Source organism: Mesorhizobium sp. M7A.F.Ca.CA.004.04.2.1 (assembly GCF_004022825.1).
Lineage (GTDB): Bacteria > Pseudomonadota > Alphaproteobacteria > Rhizobiales > Rhizobiaceae > Mesorhizobium.
On sequence record NZ_RZPH01000054.1, the window covers coordinates 1 to 12,561 of the forward strand.

Here is a 12,561-nt window from a genome sequence, read left to right on the forward strand (position 1 = left end):
AGAAGAAGGCGTTGAGGTCGTCTCGCTCGAAGAGGCTGATGAGGACGTCAAGGGCGACGACCTGCCGGATCTTGGCGACGATGAGGACGACGTCGATCTCGGCGACGACGAAGATGACACTTTCCTTGCCGACGAAGAGGAAGAAGACGACGACGTCGCCGACATGATCGGCGTCGGAGACGACGACGACGAGGTCTGATCGGCCTTGAAAGCGGGCGTTTGCGGGCTTTCGTGGCCTGTGAAGAAAAAGCGGCTATCGAAGGCTTGATATCTGAGAAGGGCGGGGTTAGAAGCCGCCTGCACTAACGGCGTGGTCTCCAACCCGCGCCGGATCTCTTCGCCGGAAACGGCGCCGGTTGACTGCCGGAAGTGGGGCCATAGCTCAGTTGGGAGAGCGCTTGAATGGCATTCAAGAGGTCGTCGGTTCGATCCCGATTGGCTCCACCAAACAGTTCCTCTGCAATTCGCAGCCGATGAATGTGCCGCACTGCGGCCGTTGCGCTTGGTGGCCAGTTCAGGCAACGCCGCTGAAAGCGCCTCCATCAACGGAACGAACGAGCCATTTCTTGAGAGCGATGGCTCGCCGGACAAAGTCCTCACTGTTCATGGAGCGCTTAGAGACTGAAAGGCAGCCCGATCACCACTCGGCGAAGGAGCCGTCCTTGTGGCGCCAGACCGGATTGCGCCAGCGATGGCCTTCCTTGGCGCGTTCCTTGACATAGTCCTCGTCGATCTCGACACCCAGTCCCGGTCCGTCGGGAATGGCGACATAACCATCCTCGTAGCGGAAGACATCCTTGTTGGCGGCATAGTCGAGCAGGTCGTTGGCGGCATTGTAGTGGATGCCGAGGCTCTGCTCCTGGATGAAGCAGTTGTAGCTGACCGCGTCGAGCTGCAGGCACGCAGCAAGCGCGATCGGCCCGAGCGGGCAGTGCGGCGCCACGGCCACATCATAGGCTTCCGCCATCGCCGCGATCTTGCGGCATTCGGTGATGCCGCCGGCATGCGACAGGTCTGGCTGGATGATATCGACGACACCTTCCTCGAACACCGACTTGAAGTCCCAGCGGCTGTAGAGCCGCTCACCGAGCGCAATCGGCGTCGAGCCAAGCGCGGCGATCTCCTTCAGCGCCTCGCGGTTTTCGCTGAGCACCGGCTCCTCGATGAACATCAGCCTGTAGGGCTCCAGCTCCTTGACCAGGGCGCGCGCCATCGGCCGGTGCACGCGGCCGTGAAAATCGACGGCGATGCCGATGTTGGGCCCCACGGCCTCGCGCACCATGGCGACGCGTTCGACAGCGGCATCGATCTTGTCGTGGCTGTCGACGATCTGCAACTCCTCGGTACCGTTCATCTTCAACGCCAGGAAACCGCGCGCAACCATTTCCCGGGCACCCGCCGCGACTTCCGCCGCCCGGTCCCCGCCGATCCAGGAATAGACCTTGATCGTGTCGCGCAGCTTGCCGCCGAGCAATTCATGCACAGGCACGCCGAGCGCCTTGCCCTTGATATCCCACAGTGCCTGGTCGATGCCCGCAATGGCGCTCATCAGGATCGGCCCGCCACGGTAGAAGCCGCCGCGGTGCATCACCGTCCAGTGGTCCTCGATCAGGCGGGGATCCTTGCCGATGAGGTAATCGCCAAGCTCCTTGACCGCTGCCTCGACGGTCAGTGCCCGGCCCTCGACGACCGGCTCGCCCCAGCCGGTGACGCCGGCATCGGTCTCGATTTTCAGGAACAGCCAGCGCGGCGGAACGATGTAGGTGGTGAGCGAGATGATTTTCATGCGCAGTCTCAGTTGCTCTTGAGTTTCTTGGCGCTGCCGAGGTCGCGCGCCGCGAGGTCGAGGATCTTGTTTGCCGCCCCGCGTGCCGCCTCGGCATTGCGCATGCGCAGCGCCTCGACCACCTCGCGGTGCGCCGCCACGGCCTCCATGCGCCGGTCGAGCGAAATCACCGCCGTCGCCTCGAGCGAGAATTTCAGCCCGGTGTCGATGAGATTACCGATCTGGCGAAAGATCGGGTTGTGGCTCGCGGCATAGACGATCTGGTGGAAAGCGATGTCGCTGCGCGAGAAGGCGGCGAGGTCCTCGCCAGCGCCGGCCATGCCTCGCCATGCCGCTTCGAGATCGGCGATTTCCTGCAGCGTCGCGCGGGTGGCGGCGAGTTCTGCGACCAGCGGTTCGATGGCGCGGCGCGTTTCGAGGATGGCGTCGAAGAGCTTGTCGTCCAGCGCGTGCGGCGCGTGCCAGGCGAGCACCTGCGGGTCGATGATGTTCCAGTCGTCCTCGTTGCAGACGATCGTGCCGATGCGTGGCCGCGACAGCACCAGCCCTTTGGCGGCCAGCACCTTCAGGGCTTCGCGGATCACGGTGCGGCTGACGCCATACTCGACGCCGAGCTCGTTTTCGGTCGGCAAGGAGGAGCCGGCCGGATAGCGCCCGGAGAAGATGTCAGAGGCTATCGCCTTGGTCACATCCGGCATCACGCGCGGGCGGCGAGTGGTCGTATCTCCCGGGGCTTTTTTCAGAATCTCGGTCACCTCAGCCCTCCTCCAAGGCGGCGAACCGCTGGTTTCGCACAGCCGGTCCGCCCTTAACGGATGCGGATCAATTGCGCCAGCGATCGCTGGTCAGAGCATGTACATTAATTATCATACCAGATCAATTGACGAGTATGATAAAAGCGATTAGAGACTCCGGCATCCGGGCTGAGCGCCCGGTCTATCGCTGGGAGGTAATCATGCGACTTTTGAAGACCGCGCTCGTCGCGGGCGCGCTTGCCGTGCTGTCCGTCACGACCATCGCTGCATATGCTCAGGACACCAAGATCGGTTTCATCGTCAAACAGCCCGAGGAGCCGTGGTTCCAGGACGAATGGAAGTTCGCCGACCAGGCCGCCAAGGAGAAGGGCTTTACCCTGGTCAAGATCGGCGCCGAGGACGGTGAGAAGCTGATGTCGGCCATCGACAATCTCGGCGCCCAGGGCGCCCAGGGCTTCATCGTCTGCACACCGGACGTGAAGCTTGGCCCCGGCATCGTCGCCAAGGCCGCCGCCAACAATCTCAAGCTGATGACTGTCGACGACCGTCTGGTCGGCGCCGACGGCAAGGCGCTGGAAGACATGCCGCATATGGGCATTTCGGCCACCAAGATCGGCGAAGCCGTCGGCCAGGCGATCGTCGACGAAATGAAGGCACGCGGCTGGAAGGCCGACGAGGTCGGCGCCATCCGCGTCTCCTACGACCAACTGCCGACCGCGGTCGACCGCGTCGAAGGTGCCATCTCGGTGCTGAAGGCAAACGGCTTCAAGGCCGAGAACATCTTCGACGCGCCACAGGCCAAGACCGACACCGAAGCCGCCCTCAACGCCGCAACGGTCGTGCTCAACGCCCATGCCGACATCAAGAAATGGGTCTCCTTCGGCCTCAACGATGAGGCGGTGCTCGGCGCAGTGCGTGCTTCCGAAAGCGTCGGCATCCCCGCTGACAGCGTGATCGGCGTTGGCATTGGCGGCGCGGATTCCGCAATCAACGAGTTCAAGAAGCCGACCGCCACTGGCTTCGTCGGCACCGTGATCATCTCGCCGAAGCGTCATGGCTACGAGACGGCGCTCAACATGTATGACTGGGTTGCCAACAACAAGGAACCGGAGAAGCTGATCCTGACTTCCGGTGCACTCGCCAAGCGTGACGACTACCAGAAGGTCCGCCAGGGCCTCGGCATCGAATAATCCTCCCTGTACAAACAGGCGGCGGCTCATCCCGCCGCCTGTTTGTCATGGCTCAAAAGGATCGGCTCGTGTCCTTTCTCGACTTCTCGCACATCACCAAGACCTATCCGGGCGTCAAGGCGCTGTCGGACGTCTCGTTCGGCGTCGACAAAGGCGCCGTGCATGGCCTGATGGGCGAGAACGGCGCCGGCAAATCCACCCTGATCAAGATCCTCTCCGGCGACCAGCATGCCGATCAGGGCGAGATCCGCATTGACGGCAGGGTTCAAGCCTATACCTCGACCCGGGATGCCTTCGACAATGGCGTCATTGTCATTCATCAGGAACTGCAACTCGTTCCTGAACTCACCGTTGCCGAAAACCTCAGCCTCGGTCGTTTCCCCGCCAACGCCGGCATCATCGCCGGTCGCCGGATGCTGGACGACGTCGGCGCCAAGCTGAAATCGGCCGGTATCGACATCGACATGCGCCGCAAGGTCAAGACGCTGTCGATCGGCGAACGCCAGATGGTCGAGATCGCCAAGGCGGTCATGCTCGACGCACGCGTTATCGCGCTGGACGAACCGACCTCGTCGCTGTCCTCGCGCGAAAGCGAAATCCTGTTTGCCCTGATCAATCGCCTGCGCAGCGAGGGCAAGGTCATCATCTACGTCTCGCACAGGCTCGACGAGGTGTTCCGGCTCTGCGACAGCCTGACCGTGCTGCGCGACGGCAAGCTCGCGGCGCACCACGCGTCGCTGAAAGGCGTCACCCGCGATCAGGTCGTCGCCGAGATGGTCGGCCGCGAGATTTCGGATATCTGGGGTTTTCGCGCACGAAAAACAGGCGATGTCCGCCTGAAGGTCGACGCTCTCAGCGGCCCCAAACTGCAGACACCGGCCAGTTTCGAGGCAAGGGCAGGCGAGATCGTCGGCTTCTTCGGCCTGATCGGCGCCGGGCGCTCGGAGCTGATGCGGTTGGTCTATGGCGCCGATCCGCGCTCGGGCGGCACCATCACCGTCGACGGCAAGCTGGTTCGCGCCACCGATCCGCGTGGCACGATCCGGGCCGGCATCGTGCTGTGCTCGGAGGATCGCAAGCATGACGGCATCATCCAGGGGCGCTCGGTCGAGGAGAACATCAACATCTCGTCGCGGCGCCATCACACACGCTTCGGCGTGCTCAACCGCGCCAGCGAGATCGCCACGGCCGAGACCTTTATCAAGAAGCTGAAGGTGCGCACGCCGTCGCGCAAGCAGGACATCATCAACCTCTCCGGCGGCAACCAGCAGAAGGTCATCCTCGGCCGCTGGCTGTCCGAACAGGGCGTGCGGGTTCTCATTGTCGACGAACCGACGCGCGGCATCGATGTCGGTGCCAAATCCGAGATCTATGAGCTACTGTACCAGCTTGCCGAGGATGGCATGGCGATCGTCGTCGTCTCTTCCGAACTGCCGGAGGTGATGGGCATCTGCGACCGCATCCTGGTGATGTGCGGCGGCCGCGTCAGCGCCGAGCTCACCCGCGACCAGTTCGCCGAAAGGGCGATCCTGGCTGCCGCTCTCCCCGATCAGAAAACCCCCGACGCGATCGCATCCTGAGGACTTTTGGCATGACCGACCAGTTGAAAAAAATCCTGCTCGGCGAACAGGGGCTCGTCGTCATCTTTGTCGTCGCCTTCGCGTTGGTGTCGGCTCTGGTGCCGAACTTCCTTACGGACCGCAACATGCTCGGCCTGCTGCAGTCGGTGGTCACCGTCGGCATCGTCGCCTGCACCATGATGTTCTGCCTCGCCACGCGCGACTTCGACTTGTCGGTCGGTTCGATCGTCGCCTTTGCCGGCATGGTCGCTGTGATGGCCTCGAATTACACCGGCTCGATCCTGCTTGGCCTGCTGGCGGCAATCGCCTGCGGCGCTTTCGTCGGCTTCATCAACGGCGTTGTCATCGCCAAATTTCGCATCAACGCGCTGATCACGACGCTGGCCACCATGCAGATCGTGCGCGGCTTTGCGCTGATCGCGTCCGACGGCCGCGCCGTCGGCATCAACAGCCCGGATTTCTATCAGCTGGCGCTCTCGAAACTGCTCGGCATACCGACGCCGGTCTGGGTGCTTGCCATCCTGTTTTGCATCTTCGGCTTCGTCCTCAACCGGACCGTTTTCGGCAAGAACACGCTGGCCATCGGCGGCAATCCGGAGGCCTCGCGGCTTGCCGGCGTCAATGTCGACCGGACGCGCATCTGGATTTTTGCGCTGCAAGGCGTCGTCTGTGGTATCGCCGGCATCCTGCTGGCGTCGCGCATCACCTCGGGCCAGCCCAACGCGGCGGTCGGGCTCGAGCTTTCGGTTATCTCGGCCTGCGTGCTCGGCGGAGTCTCGCTTGCCGGCGGCCGCGCCACCATGTCGGGCGTCATCGTCGGCGTGCTGATTATGGGCATCGCCGAGAACGCCATGAACCTGCTCAACATCCCGGCCTTCTACCAGTACATCGTGCGCGGCGTCATTTTGCTGCTGGCCGTGCTGCTCGACAATCTGCGCTCGTCGGCTTTGGGCCGGCGATAGGCTGGAGGGACAAAAATGGTTGAGCGCCTTTCCGGCAAACGCATTTTCCTGACGGGTGCAGCGCAAGGCATCGGGCTTGCCATCGCCAAAGCCTGTTTGGCCGAAGGCGCAAAACTGTTCCTGGTCGACCGCGACGGCGCGTTGCTGGACAAGGCAGTCGCCGGCCTTGCCGCACCGCAAGGCCATGTCGGACATGTTGCGGCCGACATAAGCGACAGCGCCGGGATTGCGGCTGCCGTCAGCCAAGCGGCCGCCGAGATCGGCCCGATCAACGCGCTGATCAACAATGCCGGGGTCAATGTGTTCTCGACGCCGCTCGAGGCGACCGAGGAAGAGTGGAACCGCAACTTCGACGTCAACGTCAAGGGAGCCTGGAACTGCAGCAAGGCGGTGCTGCCGGGCATGATCGCGAGCGGCGGCGCCATCCTCAACATCGCCTCGACGCACAGCTTCACCATCATCCCGCACACCTTCCCCTATCCGGTCGCCAAGCACGCGCTGCTCGGCCTGACCAAATCGCTGGCACTCGAATATGCGGCGCAAGGCGTGCGCGTGAACGCGCTGGCGCCGGGCTATGTCGAGACGCAGAAGGCGATCGATTACTGGAACAGCTTTGCCGATCCAGCCACAGCACGCGCCAACACCATGGCGCTGCACCCCGGCGGCCGCATCGCCACGGCGCACGAGATCGCGCTTGCCGCGGTGTTCATGATTTCCGACGAGTGCCCGTTCATGAACGCGGCCACGCTCGTCGTCGACGGTGGACTGAGCCAGCTCCAGCATCCCGCCTGAACGCCGGAAAGACCATGACCAAGAGACGATCGCAGCACTGGTTCGGCGGGCTGGGCAAGGATGCCTTCATCCACCGCAGCTGGATGAAGAACAACGGCCTGCCCGATGATGCCTTCGACGGCCGTCCGGTGATCGGCATCTGCAACACATTCTCCGAATTCACGCCTTGCCACGTGCATTTCCGTGCTCTGATCGAGCACATCAAGGCCGGCGTGCTGGAAGCCGGCGGCCTGCCGCTCGAATTCCCGGTCTTCTCTTGCGGCGAGTCCAATCTGCGGCCGACGGCGATGCTGTTTCGCAACCTCGCCTCGATGGATGTCGAGGAGGCGATCCGCGGCAACCCGATGGACGGCGTCGTGCTGATGGCCGGCTGCGACAAGACCACGCCATCGCTGGTCATGGGCGCGGCCTCTTGCGATCTGCCGTCGATCGTTATTTCCGGCGGGCCGATGCTCAATGGCCGCTTCCAAGGCCGCGAAATCGGTTCCGGCACCGATGTGTGGAAGTTTTCGGAAGACGTTCGCGCCGGCGTGATGAGCGAGCAGGATTTCGCCAATGCCGAGAGCGCCATGTCGCGCTCACCCGGTCACTGCATGACCATGGGCACGGCCTCGACCATGGCCTCGATGGTCGAGGCGCTCGGCCTGGCGCTGCCGGGCAACGCCGCCTATCCGGCAGTCGATGCACGCCGCAGCCGCATCGCCCGCATGACCGGACGGCGCATCGTCGAGATGGTCAATGAGGATCTGCGCCTGTCGGCTATCCTCACCAGACAAGCCTTCGCCAACGCGATCCGCATCAATGGCGCGATCGGCGGCTCGACCAATGCGGTCGTGCATCTGCTGGCAATCGCCGGCCGCGTCGGCACCGAGCTGACGCTGGACGATTGGGACAGATATGGCCGCGATGTGCCGACCATCCTCGACCTGATGCCGTCCGGCCGTTTCCTGATGGAGGATTTCTGCTACGCCGGTGGCATTCCGGCCGTCATGAAGGAGATGGCCGATCTGCTTGATCTCGACGCGCTGACCGTCACCGGCAAGAGCGTGTGCGAGAACATCAGTGACGCCCAAAACTACAATCCGGAGGTGATCCGCCCGCGCGACAAGGCGCTGACATCGCACGGCGGCATCGCGGTGCTGCGCGGCAATCTGGCGCCCGACGGCGCCATTATCAAGCCGTCCGCCGCCTCGCCAGCGCTGATGAAGCATCGCGGCCGCGCCGTCGTCTTCGAGGACATCGACGACTACAAGGCGCGCGTCGACGATCCCTTGCTGGACATCGACGATGCGTCGATCATGGTGCTGAAGAATTGCGGGCCGAAAGGCTATCCTGGCATGGCCGAAGTCGGCAACATGGCGCTGCCTCGGAAGCTGCTGAAGCAAGGCGTCCGCGATATGATCCGCATCTCCGACGCCCGCATGTCCGGTACCGCCTTCGGCACTGTCGTTCTGCATGCCGCACCCGAAGCCGCTATCGGCGGCCCGCTGGCGCTGGTCAGGAGCGGCGACTTCATCGAGCTCGATGTCGAAGCGAGGAAGCTGCATCTCGACGTGTCGGAACAGGAGTTGGCGCGGCGTCGTGAATCCTGGCTACCGCCCGTCCCGGCGATGCGCGGCGGCTATCAAGGCCTCTACGTCGACCATGTCCTGCAGGCGGATCGTGGCGCCGACCTCGACTTTCTCGTCGGAAGCCGTGGCCATGCCATTCCACGCGAAAGCCATTGAGGTACGCGTGACAAAATTCAAACCAGATGATTTCCACGGTATTCACGCCATTCTCTACGCGCTCTTTGACGTGAACGAACAGCTGGACCGCGCGGCGATGCGTCGGCAGGTCGAGATCTGCCTCGCGACCGGCGTGCACGGCATGGCGGCGCTCGGCCTGGCAACGGAAGTCGCCTAGCTGACCGAGGCCGAGCGTCGGACGATCATGGACTGGACGGCGGAAGACACCGCAGGAAAAGTGCCGCTCGCCTTCACCATCTTCGGTTCTTCTGTGGCTGAGCAGGTGGCGCAGGTTCGCCATGCCGAAAGCGTCGGAGCGGATTGGGTGATCCTGCAGCCGCCGCCAGCCGGATCCTATGGTGCGCCGGAATACATCAAGTTCTTCGGCCGCGTCGCCGAGGCGACCGACCTGCCGGTGGCGATCCAGAACGCGCCGGCCTTTTTCGGGCGCGGCCTGTCATCGGACGAAATCCGCGAACTCGTCACGCTGCATCCCAACATAAGGCTGATCAAGGGCGAAGGTCCGGTCACCGACATCGCCGGGCTGATCGAGCGCACCGAAGGCCGGATACCGGTTTTCAACGGACGCGGCGGCCTGGAACTGATCGACAATTTCCGCATCGGTTGCCGCGGCATGATCCTGGCGCCGGATTGCGCCGACTATGCCGTGCGCGCCTATCATGCGTTCCGCGCCGGAGACGAAGTCACGGCCGAGGCTGAATATGCAAGAATATTGCCGGCTGCCGTCTTCGTCATGCAAGGCATCGAGAGCCTGGTCTGTTACGGCAAGCGGCTGTTCGGCGCCCGCGCCGGCATCCCGGTACATGACCGGGCTCCGGCGATGCGGCCAGGCGAGCCTGGCCTCGCAATGGTGGAGCGCTTTGCGATTGGTCTGGGTCGGTTGCCTGGCTGAACGGCAACTGCCTTTCAGTAGGTCGTCCGTCCACCCGACAGGTCGAACGTGGAGGCGGTTGTAAAGCTGTTCTCCTTGGAGACGAGCCAGGCGACCATCGCCGCGGCTTCGTCAACCTCCAGCAGGCGGCCGCGCGGAATGCGCGAGCGCATATATTCGATGTGCTCCGGCGTCAGTTGTTCGAGGATGCGCGTCTGTGCCGTGGCCGGCGAGATGCAGTTCACGGCGATGTCGTACTGCGCCAGTTCCTTGCCGAGCGACTTGGTCAAGCCGATGACCGCCGCCTTCGAGGCTGAATAGGCGGAGGCGTTGGGGTTGCCTTCCTTGCCGGCCACCGAAGCGATGTTGACGATCCGTCCGTAATTGCGCTCCTTCATTCCGGGAACCACGGCGCGATTGACGTAGAACGTACCGTTTACGTTGACGTCGATGACCTTCTTCCACGTCTCGATGTCGTAGACGTCGAGCGGGGCGGCCGGGCCGGCAATTCCGGCGGAATTGACCAGAATGGAAATCTTGCCGGCCAGCTCTTCGGTCCTGGCGCGCGCCGCGTCCACCGACGCCCAATCGGCGACGTCCACGGTCTCCGTCGTGGCGGCGCTGCCGAGTTCCTTCTTGGCGGTTTCGAGGCGGGCCTCATCGAGGTCCCACAAGGTTACCGTCGCGCCGGAGGCGACGAAACGTCTGGCCATCGCAAAGCCGAGGCCCTGGGCGCCGCCGGTGACCACAGCGTGCTGGCCGTCAAGATCGATCCTGTTCATGTCGAGCGGTTCTTTCCGTTTGAGCTACTTCCGGGATAAAGGCCGGCCTGCGCAGGCGGGCGATATCGCTACATGGTTGCGCCAAGGCTCCATGGCACGAACTCGTTGTCGCCATAGCCGAGCGCTTCCGACCTGGTGCGCCCGCCGGATGCGACGCGCAGGATCTCGGCGAAGATTTCCTCGCCCTTCTCGGCCAGCGAGACGCCGTCCAGTATGTCTCCGCAATTGATGTCCATGTCCTCGCGCATCTGCTCGAAGATAAAGGTGTTGGAGGCAAGCTTGATCGAGGGCGTCGGCTTGCAGCCGAAGGCCGAACCGCGGCCGGTGGTGAAGCACAATATGTTGGCGCCGCCGGCGACCTGCCCGGTGGCCGAGACCGGATCGTAGCCAGGCGTATCCATGAAGACGAGGCCGCGCTCGTTGATCGGCTCGGCATATTCCAGCACTGCGCGCAGATTGGTGGTGCCGCCCTTGGCGGAGGCGCCGAGCGATTTCTCCAGGATGGTCGTCAGCCCACCCAGCTTGTTGCCGGGCGAAGGGTTGTTGTTCATCTCCATGTCGTGCCTGGCGGTATAATCCTCCCACCAGCGGATGCGCTCGATCAGCTTTTCACCCACCGCGCGGCTCTCGGCGCGCAAGGCGAGAAGATGTTCGGCGCCATAGATTTCGGGCGTCTCCGAGAGCACGGCCGTGCCGCCTTGCCCGACAAGCAGGTCCACCGCAGCACCCAGTGCCGGATTGGCGCTGATGCCGGAGTAACCGTCCGATCCGCCGCATTGCAGTGCTAGCACCAGTTCGGAGGCTGGTTGCGGCGTCCTTTCGGCGGCGTTCACCGTAGGCAGCATGTCGACGATCGCCTTAACGCCGGCCTCGACTGTCTTTCGCGTGCCGCCGGTTTCCTGGATCGTCATCGTGCGGAAAATCGTGCTCTCCTCGATGTTGTACGACTGCATCCAGCGCGGAATCTGGAACGCTTCGCAGCCGAGCCCGACCATCAGCACGCCGCCGACATTGGGGTTCGTGGCAAAGCCCCATTGCGTGCGCTTCAGCAGGTCGTAAGCGGGACCCTTGGTGTCGATGCCGCAGCCAGTGCCGTGGACGAGTGCGATGATGCCGTCGATATTGGGATAGTCGCGCAGGATGCCAGACCGGTTGACCTCGTCGGTGATGAACCGGGCGACGCTGGCAGAGCAATTCACTGACGTCAGGACGGCGATGAAGTTGCGCGTGCCGACCTTGCCGCTCGGCCGACGGTAACCCATGAAGGTGGCCCGCTCGGCCTCGGCAACGATCTCGGTTTGCCTGGTATTGGTGCCGAAGACGTAGTCGCGTTCGAAATTGCGCAGATACACATTGTGCTCGTGAACCCAGTCGCCGGCGACGATGGGTTCCCGCGCAAAGCCAATGGTCTGGCCGTATTTCACGATCGGGTCGTCCGAGCCGATGTCGCGCAGGGCCATCTTATGCCCGCGCGGTATGCGCGCCTTCGCTGCCACGTCCCCGGCTTTGTCGCCGATCTTCAACGGATCGACCGCCAGAAGAATGTTGTCTGTATCCGACAGCTTGATGAACCGTGCCATGACCCAAACTCTGAAAAGGCTCTCCCCGACAAGGAGCGTCGAGAGGCAAAAGTGATTTGGAATACTAATATAATAGAATGTCAGTGGTCAAGGTGCGGTTGCGAAAGGCCTGGACTGCAGGGCGTTGCGGCGGATCGGTCAGGTGAGTGGCGTGCGATGAGAGCGCCTTGCGGCGCAGTTTGAGGGCGGCAAACGGCTGGATGAAACAACGGATCGCCGCCCGGCCGGGACACGGTCAGTCGAGATGGAAGACCTCTTCCATCGCCGCCCACCATTCGCCGTCGGCGCGCGTCGGCAGTGGCGTCTGCATGGGGTCGCACAGCTCCCACCATTTGCGCATCGCCGGCGACTCGCCCATTCGCGCCGCATCCTTGGCGAAGTCGCTGCCGTGATACTCCCAGCAGGCGAACAGAAGGTTCTCCGGTTCGCGCAGGAAGATCGAATAGTTGCGGATGTTGGCGCCGCTGATGACCTCGAGGACGTCGGGCCAGACAGCGGCGTGGACGCGCCTGTAG

12 protein-coding genes, 1 tRNA gene and 1 pseudogene are annotated in these 12,561 nt (G+C 63.4%); 9 read left to right on the forward strand and 5 right to left on the reverse strand.

Features of this window, described 5'->3' with window-relative positions:
* Window positions 1-199, forward strand: a pseudogene (locus tag EN893_RS04475) (TIGR02300 family protein); the annotation flags it as partial.
* A gap of 172 nt (window positions 200-371) precedes the next feature.
* Window positions 372-447, forward strand: a tRNA-Ala gene (locus EN893_RS04480).
* 190 nt (window positions 448-637) lie between these two features.
* Here EN893_RS04480 and dgoD read toward each other — a convergent pair.
* Entirely contained in the window at window positions 638-1,786 is a 1,149-nt protein-coding gene (dgoD, locus tag EN893_RS04485; protein WP_128361420.1) for a galactonate dehydratase, read from the reverse strand.
* Between the two features lie 8 nt (window positions 1,787-1,794).
* The gene (locus EN893_RS04490; RefSeq protein ID WP_127267761.1) at window positions 1,795-2,541 is read right to left on the reverse strand and encodes a FadR/GntR family transcriptional regulator; all 747 of its coding nucleotides are present in this window, start codon (window positions 2,539-2,541) and stop codon (window positions 1,795-1,797) included.
* 200 nt (window positions 2,542-2,741) lie between these two features.
* Between EN893_RS04490 and EN893_RS04495 the strand changes: the two genes are divergently transcribed.
* The 7 genes from EN893_RS04495 to EN893_RS04520 all read left to right on the forward strand — a co-directional run bounded on the left by EN893_RS04495 (window position 2,742) and on the right by EN893_RS04520 (window position 9,705).
* Window positions 2,742-3,731, forward strand: coding sequence for an arabinose ABC transporter substrate-binding protein (locus EN893_RS04495; RefSeq protein WP_128361421.1), 990 nt, complete (start codon window positions 2,742-2,744; stop codon window positions 3,729-3,731).
* 68 nt (window positions 3,732-3,799) lie between these two features.
* A complete protein-coding gene (gene araG, locus EN893_RS04500) occupies window positions 3,800-5,311 on the forward strand; it encodes an L-arabinose ABC transporter ATP-binding protein AraG (protein ID WP_127267762.1) in 1,512 nt (503 codons plus the stop codon).
* An 11-nt stretch (window positions 5,312-5,322) separates the two neighbouring features.
* Complete coding sequence (gene araH / locus EN893_RS04505) at window positions 5,323-6,273, forward strand: L-arabinose ABC transporter permease AraH (RefSeq protein WP_127272533.1); 951 nt, start codon at window positions 5,323-5,325, stop codon at window positions 6,271-6,273.
* A 15-nt stretch (window positions 6,274-6,288) separates the two neighbouring features.
* On the forward strand, window positions 6,289-7,065 hold the full coding sequence (locus EN893_RS04510; RefSeq protein WP_127267764.1) for an SDR family oxidoreductase: 777 nt from the start codon (window positions 6,289-6,291) through the stop codon (window positions 7,063-7,065).
* Window positions 7,066-7,079: 14 nt separating this feature from the next.
* Window positions 7,080-8,792: an IlvD/Edd family dehydratase gene (locus EN893_RS04515; protein ID WP_127267765.1), complete on the forward strand. Its 1,713-nt coding sequence runs from the start codon at window positions 7,080-7,082 to the stop codon at window positions 8,790-8,792.
* A 7-nt stretch (window positions 8,793-8,799) separates the two neighbouring features.
* The gene (locus EN893_RS38995; protein WP_245456791.1) at window positions 8,800-8,970 is read left to right on the forward strand and encodes a hypothetical protein; all 171 of its coding nucleotides are present in this window, start codon (window positions 8,800-8,802) and stop codon (window positions 8,968-8,970) included.
* Window positions 8,971-9,705, forward strand: a complete 735-nt coding sequence (locus EN893_RS04520; RefSeq protein WP_256755018.1) for a dihydrodipicolinate synthase family protein — start codon at window positions 8,971-8,973, stop codon at window positions 9,703-9,705.
* A gap of 14 nt (window positions 9,706-9,719) precedes the next feature.
* On the opposite strand, the gene EN893_RS04525 is transcribed toward EN893_RS04520, so the two are convergent.
* The 3 genes from EN893_RS04525 to EN893_RS04535 form a co-directional block, all read right to left on the reverse strand.
* Window positions 9,720-10,466, reverse strand: coding sequence for an SDR family NAD(P)-dependent oxidoreductase (locus EN893_RS04525; RefSeq protein WP_127271930.1), 747 nt, complete (start codon window positions 10,464-10,466; stop codon window positions 9,720-9,722).
* 68 nt (window positions 10,467-10,534) lie between these two features.
* Window positions 10,535-12,046, reverse strand: a complete 1,512-nt coding sequence (locus EN893_RS04530) for an altronate dehydratase family protein (protein WP_127269481.1) — start codon at window positions 12,044-12,046, stop codon at window positions 10,535-10,537.
* 235 nt (window positions 12,047-12,281) lie between these two features.
* The coding region (locus tag EN893_RS04535; protein WP_128361422.1) for an L-rhamnose mutarotase at window positions 12,282-12,561 on the reverse strand (280 nt) is incomplete at its 5' end.

Excerpts from the sequence above, each read along its gene's own strand:
- dgoD (WP_128361420.1), bottom strand. The coding sequence starts at position 1,786 with ATGAAAATCATCTCGCTCACCACCTACATCGTTCCGCCGCGCTGGCTG.
- EN893_RS04530 (WP_127269481.1), bottom strand. The coding sequence starts at position 12,046 with ATGGCACGGTTCATCAAGCTGTCGGATACAGACAACATTCTTCTGGCG.
- EN893_RS04510 (WP_127267764.1), top strand. The coding sequence starts at position 6,289 with ATGGTTGAGCGCCTTTCCGGCAAACGCATTTTCCTGACGGGTGCAGCG.
- EN893_RS04525 (WP_127271930.1), bottom strand. The coding sequence starts at position 10,466 with ATGAACAGGATCGATCTTGACGGCCAGCACGCTGTGGTCACCGGCGGC.
- araH (WP_127272533.1), top strand. The coding sequence starts at position 5,323 with ATGACCGACCAGTTGAAAAAAATCCTGCTCGGCGAACAGGGGCTCGTC.
- EN893_RS04515 (WP_127267765.1), top strand. The coding sequence starts at position 7,080 with ATGACCAAGAGACGATCGCAGCACTGGTTCGGCGGGCTGGGCAAGGAT.
- EN893_RS04495 (WP_128361421.1), top strand. The coding sequence starts at position 2,742 with ATGCGACTTTTGAAGACCGCGCTCGTCGCGGGCGCGCTTGCCGTGCTG.